This window comes from Lentilactobacillus buchneri (genome assembly GCF_018314255.1).
Lineage (GTDB): Bacteria > Bacillota > Bacilli > Lactobacillales > Lactobacillaceae > Lentilactobacillus > Lentilactobacillus buchneri.
Genome location: NZ_CP073066.1, coordinates 241,809 through 254,165, shown reverse-complemented (window position 1 = coordinate 254,165; position 12,357 = coordinate 241,809). Strand labels below are relative to the sequence as shown.

Annotated in this window: 16 protein-coding genes and 1 other annotated feature (1 of these 17 cut by a window edge); all 16 genes read left to right on the top strand. The window is 44.4% G+C overall.

All coding sequences use genetic code 11. The features are described from left to right. The first annotated feature begins 120 nt into the window (after window positions 1-120). The 16 genes from KE627_RS01340 to rplA all read left to right on the top strand — a co-directional run bounded on the left by KE627_RS01340 (window position 121) and on the right by rplA (window position 12,183). Window positions 121-660, top strand: coding sequence for a dCTP deaminase/dUTPase family protein (locus tag KE627_RS01340; protein ID WP_013728272.1), 540 nt, complete (start codon window positions 121-123; stop codon window positions 658-660). A 94-nt stretch (window positions 661-754) separates the two neighbouring features. Next, complete coding sequence (gene radA, locus KE627_RS01335) at window positions 755-2,128, top strand: DNA repair protein RadA (protein ID WP_056939118.1); 1,374 nt, start codon at window positions 755-757, stop codon at window positions 2,126-2,128. 26 nt (window positions 2,129-2,154) lie between these two features. Next, complete coding sequence (locus KE627_RS01330; RefSeq protein WP_013728270.1) at window positions 2,155-3,321, top strand: PIN/TRAM domain-containing protein; 1,167 nt, start codon at window positions 2,155-2,157, stop codon at window positions 3,319-3,321. 88 nt (window positions 3,322-3,409) lie between these two features. Continuing rightward, entirely contained in the window at window positions 3,410-4,903 is a 1,494-nt protein-coding gene (gene gltX, locus KE627_RS01325; RefSeq protein WP_013728269.1) for a glutamate--tRNA ligase, read from the top strand. 138 nt (window positions 4,904-5,041) lie between these two features. Then, window positions 5,042-6,448, top strand: a complete 1,407-nt coding sequence (gene cysS / locus KE627_RS01320; RefSeq protein WP_013728268.1) for a cysteine--tRNA ligase — start codon at window positions 5,042-5,044, stop codon at window positions 6,446-6,448. A gap of 8 nt (window positions 6,449-6,456) precedes the next feature. Continuing rightward, window positions 6,457-6,867 (top strand): Mini-ribonuclease 3, encoded by a 411-nt coding sequence (locus KE627_RS01315; protein WP_013728267.1) that lies wholly within the window; start codon window positions 6,457-6,459, stop codon window positions 6,865-6,867. After that, complete coding sequence (rlmB, locus tag KE627_RS01310; RefSeq protein WP_013728266.1) at window positions 6,857-7,657, top strand: 23S rRNA (guanosine(2251)-2'-O)-methyltransferase RlmB; 801 nt, start codon at window positions 6,857-6,859, stop codon at window positions 7,655-7,657. The genes KE627_RS01315 and rlmB overlap by 11 nt, the downstream gene beginning before the upstream one ends. Window positions 7,658-7,672: 15 nt before the next feature. Beyond that, on the top strand, window positions 7,673-8,206 hold the full coding sequence (locus tag KE627_RS01305) for an NYN domain-containing protein (RefSeq protein WP_013728265.1): 534 nt from the start codon (window positions 7,673-7,675) through the stop codon (window positions 8,204-8,206). Between the two features lie 147 nt (window positions 8,207-8,353). Further along, window positions 8,354-8,911, top strand: coding sequence for a sigma-70 family RNA polymerase sigma factor (locus KE627_RS01300; RefSeq protein WP_014940166.1), 558 nt, complete (start codon window positions 8,354-8,356; stop codon window positions 8,909-8,911). Window positions 8,912-8,962: 51 nt separating this feature from the next. Beyond that, window positions 8,963-9,112: a 50S ribosomal protein L33 gene (gene rpmG / locus KE627_RS01295; protein WP_008858258.1), complete on the top strand. Its 150-nt coding sequence runs from the start codon at window positions 8,963-8,965 to the stop codon at window positions 9,110-9,112. Window positions 9,113-9,135: 23 nt separating this feature from the next. After that, a complete protein-coding gene (gene secE / locus KE627_RS01290) occupies window positions 9,136-9,312 on the top strand; it encodes a preprotein translocase subunit SecE (RefSeq protein ID WP_013728263.1) in 177 nt (58 codons plus the stop codon). 105 nt (window positions 9,313-9,417) lie between these two features. Then, entirely contained in the window at window positions 9,418-9,966 is a 549-nt protein-coding gene (nusG, locus tag KE627_RS01285; protein WP_013728262.1) for a transcription termination/antitermination protein NusG, read from the top strand. 28 nt (window positions 9,967-9,994) lie between these two features. Further along, complete coding sequence (locus KE627_RS12435; protein ID WP_263862224.1) at window positions 9,995-10,429, top strand: alpha/beta hydrolase; 435 nt, start codon at window positions 9,995-9,997, stop codon at window positions 10,427-10,429. A gap of 14 nt (window positions 10,430-10,443) precedes the next feature. Continuing rightward, on the top strand, window positions 10,444-10,833 hold the full coding sequence (locus tag KE627_RS12430; protein WP_283244066.1) for an alpha/beta hydrolase: 390 nt from the start codon (window positions 10,444-10,446) through the stop codon (window positions 10,831-10,833). Window positions 10,834-10,953: 120 nt separating this feature from the next. Further along, window positions 10,954-11,379 (top strand): 50S ribosomal protein L11, encoded by a 426-nt coding sequence (gene rplK, locus KE627_RS01275; RefSeq protein ID WP_013728260.1) that lies wholly within the window; start codon window positions 10,954-10,956, stop codon window positions 11,377-11,379. Between the two features lie 96 nt (window positions 11,380-11,475). Continuing rightward, window positions 11,476-12,183 carry a 50S ribosomal protein L1 gene (rplA, locus tag KE627_RS01270; RefSeq protein WP_014940164.1) on the top strand — a complete coding sequence of 236 codons (708 nt, stop codon included), beginning with the start codon at window positions 11,476-11,478 and terminating at the stop codon, window positions 12,181-12,183. A gap of 62 nt (window positions 12,184-12,245) precedes the next feature. Next, window positions 12,246-12,357: a sequence feature (ribosomal protein L10 leader region), on the top strand (it continues 7 nt past the right edge of the window).

Here is a 12,357-nt window from a genome sequence, read left to right as displayed (position 1 = left end):
TTTAAAGGTTTGACTACACCATTATACTGCGATACTTTACCATCTTTGTCAATCTGTGCAAACAGCTTCACATAGTTTATACTACAATAATAGAATATATTGACAGAAGGAGCCAGACATATGAAACGTGGATTTGAAATTGTCTCAAAATATGCAGACGAAAACTTAAGCCTGCCTTACCGAACGACGGAGAACGCAGCAGGATATGACTTTGAAAGTGCTGCCGATATGGTGATTCCATCGATCTGGAAATTGAATTTTTTGAAAGTCCTTTGGGCACTTAAACATGAGAAAACGGTTCGGGAAGACAGCATTGCCGAGGCCAAAAAAGTGCTTAAGCCATTCCTAATTCCAACGGGGATTAAGTCCTATATGCAGCCTGATGAAGTGCTCGTGATTGCCAATCGATCCAGCAACCCATTAAAACGTGGATTGGTGATTCCAAACGGTATTGGCGTGATCGATTCTGATTATTATAATAATCAAAGTAATGAGGGCGAAATCTTTGTTCAGATCCTCAACTTTGGGATCACTGACATTAAGATCAAGAAGGGCGAACGGATTGCCCAAGGTATTTTCCTGCCATATCTGTTGGCGGACCAGGACGACCAACGCAAAAAACAGACCCGAAGCGGTGGTTTTGGTTCGTCAGGTCAATAATTTATAAGATGATGTAAAGTCCGCCGGCATTTCGTCAACCTTGATTCATAAAGTGCTAAAATATTGATAGTGTAAGTATAAGAGGAGAATTTAGTTGGCAAAAGTTAAAACCCAATTTGTATGTCAAAACTGCGGCTACATTTCCCCAAGATATTTGGGACGTTGCCCGAACTGTAATGAATGGAACACCTTGGTTGAAGAAACCATCACCCCCAAAAATAGCACAATGGCAACCCAAAGCCTTCGCAGAAACGGTATCCATGACAATGAGCCGGAATCAATTAATAAAGTTGAGTTTCATAAGGATATCCGCTTTAAAACCGACATGGAAGAACTTAACCGGGTCCTCGGCGGGGGCGTGGTTCCAGGATCGCTGATCTTAATTGGCGGAGACCCCGGCATTGGTAAATCAACTTTGATGCTGCAAGTTTCCGGTCAGCTCAGTAAATCCGGTAAGATTTTGTACGTTTCAGGTGAAGAGAGTGCCTCCCAAATCAAAATGCGGGCTGATCGGCTTGGTGTCAATGGGGAAAATCTTTATGTCTACCCCGAAACCGATATGGATGTCATCAAAGATACCATTAACGAGATGAAGCCAGATGCAGTGGTCATCGACTCCGTTCAAACCATGCAGATTCCAGAGCTGCAGTCAGCAACTGGATCGGTGGCACAGATTCGAGAAGTGACCGCTGATTTAATGAACATTGCCAAAGGTCAGGGAATCACTGTATTCGTTGTTGGCCACGTGACAAAAGGCGGTGCGATTGCCGGGCCGAAGATTTTGGAGCACATGGTCGACACCGTGTTGTATTTCGAAGGTGACCTGCACCATTCTTACCGGATTTTGCGGACTGTCAAAAACCGTTTTGGCTCGACGAATGAACTGGGCGTTTTTGAAATGCGGACTGACGGTCTGAGGGAGGTTAAGAATCCTTCAGAAATCTTCTTGGAAGAACGGCTGAAAGACGCTACCGGATCGGCCATTGTTGTTTCCATGGAGGGAACCAGACCAATCCTGGTTGAAATTCAGGCTCTGGTAACGGCCTCGGTTTTCGGTAATGCGCAACGAACTGCCACTGGGCTGGACCGCAATCGGGTGTCGTTGATTATGGCCGTTTTGGAAAAGCGGGCGGGATTGATGCTGCAGAATCAGGATGCCTACTTAAAGGCTGCCGGGGGCGTTAAACTGGATGAGCCGGCCATTGATTTGGCAATTGCGGTCAGCATCGCTTCATCTTACAAAAACCGCGGCACCAGCCCGACGGAGTGTTATGTCGGCGAACTTGGGCTAACCGGTGAAGTTCGCCGCGTTACCCGAATTGAGCAGCGGGTTGCTGAGGCCCAAAAACTCGGTTTCAAACGGGTCTTGGTTCCAGCCAACAATCTTCAGGGCTGGAATCCACCGACTGGCATTTCGGTAGTTGGGGTTTCAACCCTTGCTCAAGCTTTAAAGCTTGCACTTGGTTAAAGGAAAATTGAGAGAAGGCGATATTTTTGAAAAGAAAGAGAATTGTTAGAATTGTATTTACATTAGCCGGCGCCGCAATTGGAGCCAGTTATTTTCCGATGATCTGGCTGATATTCCAAGTCCGCTATGGGACGCTGTTTAACAACACTGCGACAAACGCAGTTGTGGGTGCAATTATTTTTTATTTTATTTCGTTGTTAACCGGCAATTATATTCTCAAAGCGGTCGATCGGGTGGAAGTCAGATTGACAAAGCAAAGTCCGTTGTCGTTATTTTTTGGGACCTTGGGCCTGATTATCGGGCTGGTGGTTGCCATCCTGATTTCGATTGTATTCTTCAGAACCCGCACGTTCTTCTTGAATACCATGATTCCAACGATCTTAATGTTGGTACTGGGCTATTTTGGCTTCCGAATTGGCAATACGCAGAGTGATCGCTGGCGAAAAATGTTTCAATCCCGGCGGAAGTCAGAAACTGCCAAGGCCGGCGACGAAAAGATTATCGATAAACCAGTCGATAAGAACTATCATCACTACAAAATTCTGGATACCAACATTTTGATTGATGGCCGAATTTATGACGTTGTCAAAACCGGGTTTATTGAAGGCACCTTGTTAGTTCCCAAGTTTGTGTTGTATGAATTGCAGTACATTGCCGACTCCAGTGACAGCGTCAAACGCGTTCGTGGTCGCCGCGGCCTGGATATTTTAAACAAGCTGCAGAACGAAGATCTGATTCCGATCGAAATTTACGAGAAGGATTACGAGGACATTCCAGAAGTTGACAGTAAGTTGATCCAGCTTGCTAAAGACGTTGATGGTGTAATTATCACCAATGATTTCAACTTGAACAAAGTGATTCAATTCCAAAACGTCCAGGTATTTAACATTAATGCGCTTGCCAACTCGCTGCGGCAGAAGATTCTGCCCGGCCAGAAGTTGAACGTGATGGTTGTTAAAAACGGAACCGAACGCCAACAGGGGGTCGCTTATTTGGATGACGGGACGATGGTCGTTGTCGAAGACGGTCGATACTTCTTGAATGATCACATTGATGTTGTCGTAACCAGTGCTATTCAAACAGATGCAGGTAAAATGGTCTTCGCCCGTCCGGAACATTCGACCAAGAACATTACCGATAAGCCTGATCAGAATAAAGGGAATGGCAAGAATGGGTCAAATAACAAGAAGTAGCCGCCTTCCCTTTATTTTTGGCGAAGTTCATTGTACACTTTAAACACTGACAAAATTTTGATTATTTTTAAGAAAGAGGCGTTATACATTGGCAAACAATGCAATTCGAGTTCGTTATGCTCCAAGTCCAACCGGCCACTTGCATATCGGCAATGCACGTACAGCCATTTTTAACTATTTATTTGCCCGTCATAACAAGGGTAAATTCATCATTCGGATCGAGGATACTGATACCAAACGAAATGTTGCCGACGGCGAGAAGAGTCAACTGGATAATCTAAAGTGGCTCGGTCTTGACTGGGATGAAGGTCCCGATGTTGGTGGCGATTATGGTCCTTATCGTCAATCAGAACGAAAAGATATTTACACACCATTGATCCAACAGTTGATCGATGAGGGTAAAGCTTATGAATCATACCGGACTGAGGAGCAGCTTACTGCCGACCGTGATGCCCAAAAAGCACGCGGCGAAATGCCTCATTATGAATATGAATATGAAGGAATGACCGAAGACCAGAAGGCCCAAGCGATTGCTGACGCCAAGGCAAAAGGTTTAAAACCGGTTATTCGATTCCGAGTTCCCAAGAACCATGAATATGCTTGGGATGATATCGTAAAAGGTAAAGTTTCCTTTAATTCAGATACCATTGGTGGCGATTTTGTCATCCGGAAACGTGATGGCATGCCAACATACAACTTTGCCGTTGTCTGCGATGATCATTTAATGAAGATTAGCCACGTTTTTCGTGGAGATGATCATGTTGCCAATACGCCAAAGCAATTGATGATTTACGAAGCTTTTGGCTGGCAGGCACCAAGATTTGGGCATATGAGTTTGATCATCAGTGCTGATACCGGTAAAAAGTTAAGTAAGCGTGACGAATCAGTCCTCCAGTTTATTGAACAGTATCGCAAATTGGGTTATCTGCCTGATGCAATGTTTAACTTCATTCTGCTCTTGGGCTGGTCGCCGGTAGGTGAAGATGAAATCTTTACCAAGAAAGAATTCATCAAGATGTATGACGAGACTCGTTTGAGTAAGTCACCTGCCAAATTTGATTCCAAGAAGTTGGAATGGATTAACAACCAGTACGTTAAGGAAGCCGATAACAGTACGATCATGGATTTGGCGCTGCGCCAGTTGATTGCCGGTGGGAATATTCCTGAAAATCCCGACAACAAAACAATCGAGTGGGCTCGTCAGTTGATTATGCTCTATAAGCGTGAAATGAGTTATATGGCTCAGATTAACGACATGGCCTCGGTCTTCTTTCAAGAGCCGGAACAAATTGACGGTGATGCATTGGCAGAGATTTCCAATGAAACGGCTCCGGTGGTCTTAAAAGAATTTCTTGAGCGAATTCAAAAACTCGACATTTTTGACTCCGTTGAAATCTTTAAAGTCATCAAAGCCATCCAGAAGGACACTAAGATCAAGGGACGTCAATTATGGATGCCAATCCGAATTGCCGTGACCCACGAAATGCACGGTCCGGAACTACCAGAGTCCGTTGAACTGGTCGGAAAGCAAAAAGCCATCGCGCATATCAAAGAAACACTGGCTCAAATCGATAAAGCGTAATTTATAAAAAATATTATTGATTCGATTGGTCTCGTTGCATTTACAGCGAGACCTTTTATTATGGGTTATAGTTAAAGTAATAAAACAATGTGAATTATGATATTATTTGAATATAAAAGATAAAGAGAGGAATTCGAAATGTTGCAGATATTTAATACCCTCACGCGAAAAAAAGAAAAATTTGAACCCATCACCCCAGGTGTTGTTAAAATGTATGTCTGTGGCCCAACCGTGTACAACTACATTCATATTGGAAATGCCAGAAGCGCGATTGCCTTTGATACTGTTCGCAGATACTTGGAGTATCGGGGGTATCAAGTCAAGTACGTTTCGAATTTTACTGATGTCGACGACAAGATGATTAATGCTGCTCGACAGAACCATACGACAGTTGGCGCCATTGCCGACAAGTATATCAACGCATTTATGCAGGACACGGCTGCGCTGAACATTTCAAGCAACGTGATTCACCCCCGGGCCACTGAGAACATTCCTGAAATTATCGACTTCGTTAAAACCTTGGTCGATAAAGGCTATGCCTACGATGTTGACGGTGACGTTTATTTCCGGGCTCGAAAATTCAAAAGTTATGGTGCCTTGCCACACATCAACGTTGATCAATTGGAAATCGGTGCCAGCCAGCATGTTAATCCTGAAGAAATGGCTAAAAAGGAAGACCCAATTGATTTTGCCTTGTGGAAAAAGTCCAAAGGCGATGAGATTTCGTGGGATTCTCCTTGGGGAAAGGGAAGGCCGGGATGGCATATTGAATGCTCGGTCATGTCCACCAAGTACTTGGGAAAAACGATTGATATTCACGGTGGCGGAGAAGATTTAATTTTCCCGCATCACGAGAATGAACGTGCTCAAAGCGAAGCCAACACAGGCCAGACGTTTGTTAAATACTGGATGCACAACGGTTTCGTGACAATTGGTGACGATAACGAGAAAATGAGTAAGTCACTGGGAAACTTCATCACGGTTCATGATCTGCTTAAGAATTTGGATGGCCAAGTGATTCGGCTATTGATGTCGACCACCCATTATCGCCGTCCAATCCAGTACAGTGATGCCAGTGTCAAAGAAGCCAGCAGCAACTTGAAAAAGCTGCAGACGGCCTTCAACAACCTCGAATATCGGCTTCATAATGCTGACGAGGGTGATGATCCCAAAACCGACCAGGAAGTCCGCCAGATTGTCGCTGACTTTACTGACGCGATGGACGATGATTTTAACGTCCAAAACGGGATTGCCGCCGTTTATGAACTCGCAAAATTTGCCAACACCTATAGTGAACGCGAGACTGTCTTCAAATTGAGCTTGCAGTTCATTATCAACACCCTGCGTCAATTATCTGGTGTCTTTGGCATTAAGCTTGAGCAAAGTGAACTAAAGGATGATGAGATTTGGTCACTGATCCACGAACGGGAACAGGCTCGCCATGACAAAGACTTTATTCGCAGTGATGAAATCAGAGAAGAACTTAAAGCCCGGGGAATTGTGCTGGAAGATACCCCACAGGGGACCCGGTTTAGAAAGGAATAACAACTTTAATGATTGATAATTTTTCCCAGTTAAACGGGATTGCCTTGGCGTACATGGGGGATGCCGCGTATGAAGTTTTCATTCGTCGGCATTTGATTGCCCAGGGGTTGACCAAGCCTAAGCGCCTGCAGCATGTTGCTACCAACTATGTATCCGCAAAGGCGCAGGCAGCTTTAATTGATTTAATGAAAACAGATGGTCTGCTTAATGAAACTGAGTGGGACTACTTCAAACGCGGCCGAAATGCCAACAGTCACACGCACGCCAAGAATACCGACGTGATTACCTACCGCATTTCAACCGGGTTTGAAGCAGTCTTTGGCTACCTATCACTGAGTGACCAGACGGATCGAATGAAAGAAATCGCAAATTGGTGTATTGAACAAGTAGAAAGTGGGAACCTCAAACATGAAGAATGATAATCGAAGTCAAGATCATCGCAGCGATGACAGTCAGGATCAGCCTGAAGAGTTTGTGATTGGCAGACACCCCGTGGTTGCGGCGTTAAAGAGTGAAAATCCGGTTAACAAACTGTTTATCCAGTCAGGAATCAAAGATGACGACAATATTATCTCTGAAATCATGAAATTGGCGCATAAAAAGCGGCTGGTGATTTCAAAGGTTCCAAAGCAAAAGCTGGACAAGCTTTCCAATAACCAAAATCATCAAGGGGTGGTATTATCAATTGCAGCCTTTAAGTATGCAACGATTGACGATCTATTTACCAATGCCAAGAAGCAAGCGGTTGAACCGTTCTTTGTGATTCTGGACAATATCGAAGATCCCCATAATTTAGGCTCGATTATTCGGACTGCCGATGCTGCCGGGGTGTCTGGCATTATCATTCCTAAGCACCGAGCAGTCGGATTAACGGCCACGGTTTCCAAAACTTCAGCCGGAGCCATTGAACGGGTTCCAGTTGCCCGCGTGACCAATTTGTCGGCAACCATCAAAGAATTAAAGCAACGCGGAATGTGGGTCTTTGGGACTGATGTTTCCGGAACTGATTACCGTCGTTGGGATGCCAAAGGCTCAATCGCCGTTATTATCGGCAACGAGGGTAAGGGAATTTCGCCGCTGTTGAAGAAACAAGTCGACGAAATGTTGACCATTCCAATGGTGGGAGATATTCAAAGCCTGAATGCCAGCGTTGCAGCTAGCATTTTGATTTATCAGGGCTTTAATTCCCGCCACCCATTATCAAAATAAAGTCGGTGAGAAATAATGAAAGAAGACCTGTTAATTGTTGATGCCTATAATATGATCGGCAATTGGCCGCACCTCAACAAGCTCAAGCAGGCCAACCGTTTAGAAGATGCCCGCGATCAACTGCTGGCTGAATTGTCGGAATATAAAAAGTACCGGGACATCAATATGATCGTCGTTTTTGACGCGATGTACGTTCCCGGTAATTCAAAAAGCTTCCGTAAGTTTGATATGGAGATTGTCTGGACCAGTAAGGATCAGACTGCCGATAGTTACATTGAGGCCTTGGCCCATCGCAAGCAAAATCGATTTACCCAGGTGATCGTTGCTACCAGCGATCAAGCCGAGCAATGGACGATTTTTGCTGCCGGCGCATTGCGGATCCCAGCCAGAGAATTGCTCAGAGATGTTCAGCGTGCCAAACAGGAAGTTGATACTGAAGCGCGCAAGATGACTGATCAAGGCCAAGTGTTTCGCCACACGCCATTTGACGCCAAACAGCTCCTTGAATTAGAGAAGCTGCGGGACAAAATGATGCATGATGGTCAATAAAAATATTAGTATGCTGATATTTTAAAATTGGTATAGGTGGGATATTCACTGAATGAACGCTGGTTCGTCTTGCCGGAAGTTGAATCCTCCGTTAATGTTTTTCGTAATCGAATCTGATTAATAAAAACATTTGAGGGGGATAACAATATGTTACCTAACAATCGACTTGAACTGATTCGTCAAACAGCTAAACGAAATGAAGAGGCCTTTGCGCAGTTATTTCACCAATATTATCCAATCGTCCGCAAGTACAAACGCCAGTATTATATCAACGGCTACGATAAAGACGACCTGGACCAGGAAGCCCGAATGGTTCTGTTTCGCTCGGCGTGCCGGTTTGAAGCTGCAAGAAAAGTCAGTTTTGGAACCTTTTTCAGTCATAATCTGCGAAATCGCTTGTTTGACCTGATTCGCACCAACAATGCCCAAAAACGGGTGCCGGTAGAACCATTGACATCATTTGAAGCCAACGAGTATTTTTACGCCGCCAAAATCGCCGATAACTCAGCTAGTAGTCCAATTGATGCGGTGATCGTCGATGATGCACTCCGCAAACTATACAGCAGCTGTTCACCATTGGAAAAGCGGGCGTTTAACCTGATGCTCAGTGAAAATGGTTATGCGGATTTGGATCCCAAAGCGCAAAGAGGAATTATCAACGCTTTTGAACGCTGTCGGCGCAAATTTGACGGTGAGATAAATTGACGGAATTGTTTTTGAATGCTATTATTACTATGCTTGTAAGGAGGTGCCGCTATGGCACAAAGAAAAGTTGCTCTGGCTTGTTCAGTTTGCGGTTCACGGAATTATACGATTCCCGCCAACCCCAATCGAACCAAACGCTTGGAGCTCAATAAGTTTTGCAAGTATTGCGGTAAGTATACTTTGCATAAAGAAACTCGTTAATCATGATATAAGGGGATAAAATTTTGCGATTAATTAATTTTTTCAAAAAAGTTGCTCAGGAAATGAAAGTGGTCACTTGGCCCAACGCATCTCAGACGCGGACTGATACCAGTACCGTTATCGGGACTTCAATCATCATGGCCATCTTTTTAGGCTTGGTTGACTGGATCGTTCAATGGGCACTCCAATTTCTGGCATAGCCTTTTGAGTCAATGTTTGATATAGTTAAGTTGTTGAAACCTGCGAAAAGTGTCAGGTTTTTTTATTTGAACTCATTTACTGGAATTACGAAGGAGCAGAAAAACATGGTCGAGTCAGCAGAAAAGCAATGGTATGTTTTGCATACTTATTCTGGATACGAAAACAAAGTTAAGATGAATTTGGACAGTCGAAAAGAATCTATGGGGATGCAGGATTACATCTTCAGAACGGTTGTCCCTGAACAAGAAGAACATGAAGTAAAGAACGGTAAGGACAAAGTTAAGATGGACAAGACTTTCCCCGGCTACGTGCTGGTGGAAATGATCATGACCGACCAAGCTTGGTACATTGTCAGAAACACTCCCGGAGTGACCGGATTCGTCGGCTCTCATGGACAGGGAAGTAAGCCAACGCCATTGCTGCCGGATGAGGTTGATTTGGTACTCAAACGGATTGGCATGAGTTCTCGCCATGAAGATTTGGATGTCAACATTGGCGATACGGTTAAAATTGTTGATGGTGCCTTCACCGGCCTTGATGGCAAGGTAACCGAAGTTGATAACGAAAAGCAACGGCTTAAGGTTAATATCGAAATGTTTGGCCGTGAGACCAGTACAGATCTTGACTTCAATCAAATTGATACAACCCTTTAACCAAAAGTAGGTGGTCACGATGGTATGGATGGCTGGTTTGATAATTGTTTTGCTGATTGCGATGGTGGTTGTCGGCCGGCTGATTCGGCTTGGAACGCCCAACCAGGTTGGTATTGACTCCGATCCGGCAAATGGGATTGAGGCCATTCCCACACTTTTTATTCCGGGCTACTTTGGTAATCGATTGTCATTTGGCAGACTCATCAATCGATTAACTCGACAGTACGGTGCTAACAAATCGATGGTCATCAAAGTCGACCGCCACGGTAAAATCCATGTTTCAGGCCATCTGGCGAAGTCAAAGGTCCTGATCCAAGTTCTTTTTGCCGACAAGTCTTCCCGCCCAAGGCAGCAGGCAGTGTGGCTCTCTGAAGTTTTGGAGGTGCTCAATACCCGCTATGGTGTTGAAGAGATCAATCTGGTTGGCCATTCCATGGGCTGTATTACCATTTTTGGTTTCTGACCCACCAGAGCAAAATGACGCCTGTCAGCGTGAAGCATGTTGTGGCGATCGCCGGACCATTCAATGATTCAGAGATTGCCAGAAGTACCGATAAAGTTGACGCTTATCCGTTGAACGCCAAGGGGCCAACCAAACGAATGCCGATTTATCGGGCGCTGTCACAACGCGTTTTTGCAATTCCAAGGGACATTAAGGTTCTCAATATTGCCGGCCGGATCAGCAACACCCAGCAAAATGACGGAGAAGTCTCGGTGAACAGTGCTTTTTCATTGCGCTATTTACTGCAGGATCCGGCCGCGCAATACCATGAATTGGTGATTCGAGGCAAACGGGCAACCCATCGGCTGCTTCATGAAAATGTCATTGTCGACCAAGAAATTGCCAAGTTTCTTTGGAACCAATAATTTAGGTTGTTGAATGAAAATGTTTATGTTATATTAGTATGGTATGTTTAAGCATACCAACGTGGGAGGAGAAATTTTGATCTCCATTTACCACACACGGACTTAAGGAGGTTATGTCTCGTGGCTAAAAAAGTAGCGAATATTGTTAAGTTGCAAATTCCAGCGGGCAAAGCAACACCTGCCCCTCCAGTTGGTCCTGCATTAGGTCAAGCAGGTATCAACATCATGGGATTCACTAAGGAATTTAACGCACGTACTGCCGATCAGGCAGGGATGATTATTCCTGTAGTTATCACTGTGTATGAAGATCGTTCATTCGACTTCATCACCAAGACTCCACCTGCTGCTGTGTTACTCAAGAAAGCTGCTGGTGTTCAAAAGGGTTCCGGCGAACCAAATACTAACAAGGTTGCAACTGTTACCAAAGACCAAGTTAAAGAAATTGCCGAAACTAAGATGAAAGACCTAAACGCAGCTGATGTTGAAGCAGCAATGCGCATGGTTGAAGGTACTGCACGCAGCATGGGCTTTACTGTCGAAGGATAGTCAACCCGGTTACGTCGTTACTTTAACGATGACACACTGTTTCACATCGCGTGGGAGGTTAATCCGTTATAACCACAAGCAAGGAGGAAAACACACATGGCTCGTAAAAGAGGTAAAAACTACAAGGCAGCCCTTGAAAAGGTTGATGCTGAAAAAGCATACCCAATCAAAGATGCTGTTGAATTGATTAAAGATATTGATTTTGCTAAATTCGACTCAACTGTCGAAATTGTGTTCAAATTAAACGTTGATACTAAGCAGGCCGATCAACAATTACGTGGTGCCGTTGTCTTACCTAATGGAACTGGTAAGGAACAGACCGTTGTTGTATTCGCCAAGGGTGACAACGCTAAGGCAGCTCAAGATGCCGGTGCAGATTTTGTCGGTGACGCTGACTTAGTTCAAAAGATCCAAGATGGTTGGCTTGACTTCGATGTTGCCATTGCAACACCTGATATGATGGCTCAAGTTGGTCGTTTAGGTCGAGTTCTTGGACCTAAAGGTTTGATGCCAAACCCTAAGACTGGAACTGTTACCATGGATGTTGCCAAAGCGGTTAAAGAATCAAAAGCTGGTAAGGTTACTTACCGGACTGACCGTGACGGTAACGTTGCCGTTCCAGTTGGTAAAGCTTCATTTGATACCGACAAGCTTGTTGGTAACCTGAAGACAATTGAGGATGTTATTGTGAAGGCACGTCCAGCTTCTGTACGTGGTGTTTACGTTAACAACGTTTCAATCTCAACTACATTTGGCCCTGGCGTCAAAGTTGACCTTGACTCATTCTCAAGCGTTGAAGCTTAATTAGTTTCGATTTAAATAAAAAATCCCTAATTGACGGGTTATTACTTTGTGTGATAGACTGTTAGTTGCTGATATATTCGCCTAAGACTCAGGTGGCTTCTATGCCTTAATATCCTGCCGAGGAAAGTAAGTTTACTTTTTTCCTATGTCTGGGTGGGCATAGGGATTTTTTAT

Excerpts from the sequence above, each read along its gene's own strand:
- KE627_RS01340 (WP_013728272.1), top strand. The coding sequence starts at position 121 with ATGAAACGTGGATTTGAAATTGTCTCAAAATATGCAGACGAAAACTTA.
- cysS (WP_013728268.1), top strand. The coding sequence starts at position 5,042 with ATGTTGCAGATATTTAATACCCTCACGCGAAAAAAAGAAAAATTTGAA.
- KE627_RS01315 (WP_013728267.1), top strand. The coding sequence starts at position 6,457 with ATGATTGATAATTTTTCCCAGTTAAACGGGATTGCCTTGGCGTACATG.
- rlmB (WP_013728266.1), top strand. The coding sequence starts at position 6,857 with ATGAAGAATGATAATCGAAGTCAAGATCATCGCAGCGATGACAGTCAG.
- KE627_RS01305 (WP_013728265.1), top strand. The coding sequence starts at position 7,673 with ATGAAAGAAGACCTGTTAATTGTTGATGCCTATAATATGATCGGCAAT.
- KE627_RS01300 (WP_014940166.1), top strand. The coding sequence starts at position 8,354 with ATGTTACCTAACAATCGACTTGAACTGATTCGTCAAACAGCTAAACGA.
- rpmG (WP_008858258.1), top strand. The coding sequence starts at position 8,963 with ATGGCACAAAGAAAAGTTGCTCTGGCTTGTTCAGTTTGCGGTTCACGG.
- nusG (WP_013728262.1), top strand. The coding sequence starts at position 9,418 with ATGGTCGAGTCAGCAGAAAAGCAATGGTATGTTTTGCATACTTATTCT.
- KE627_RS12435 (WP_263862224.1), top strand. The coding sequence starts at position 9,995 with ATGGCTGGTTTGATAATTGTTTTGCTGATTGCGATGGTGGTTGTCGGC.
- KE627_RS12430 (WP_283244066.1), top strand. The coding sequence starts at position 10,444 with ATGACGCCTGTCAGCGTGAAGCATGTTGTGGCGATCGCCGGACCATTC.
- rplA (WP_014940164.1), top strand. The coding sequence starts at position 11,476 with ATGGCTCGTAAAAGAGGTAAAAACTACAAGGCAGCCCTTGAAAAGGTT.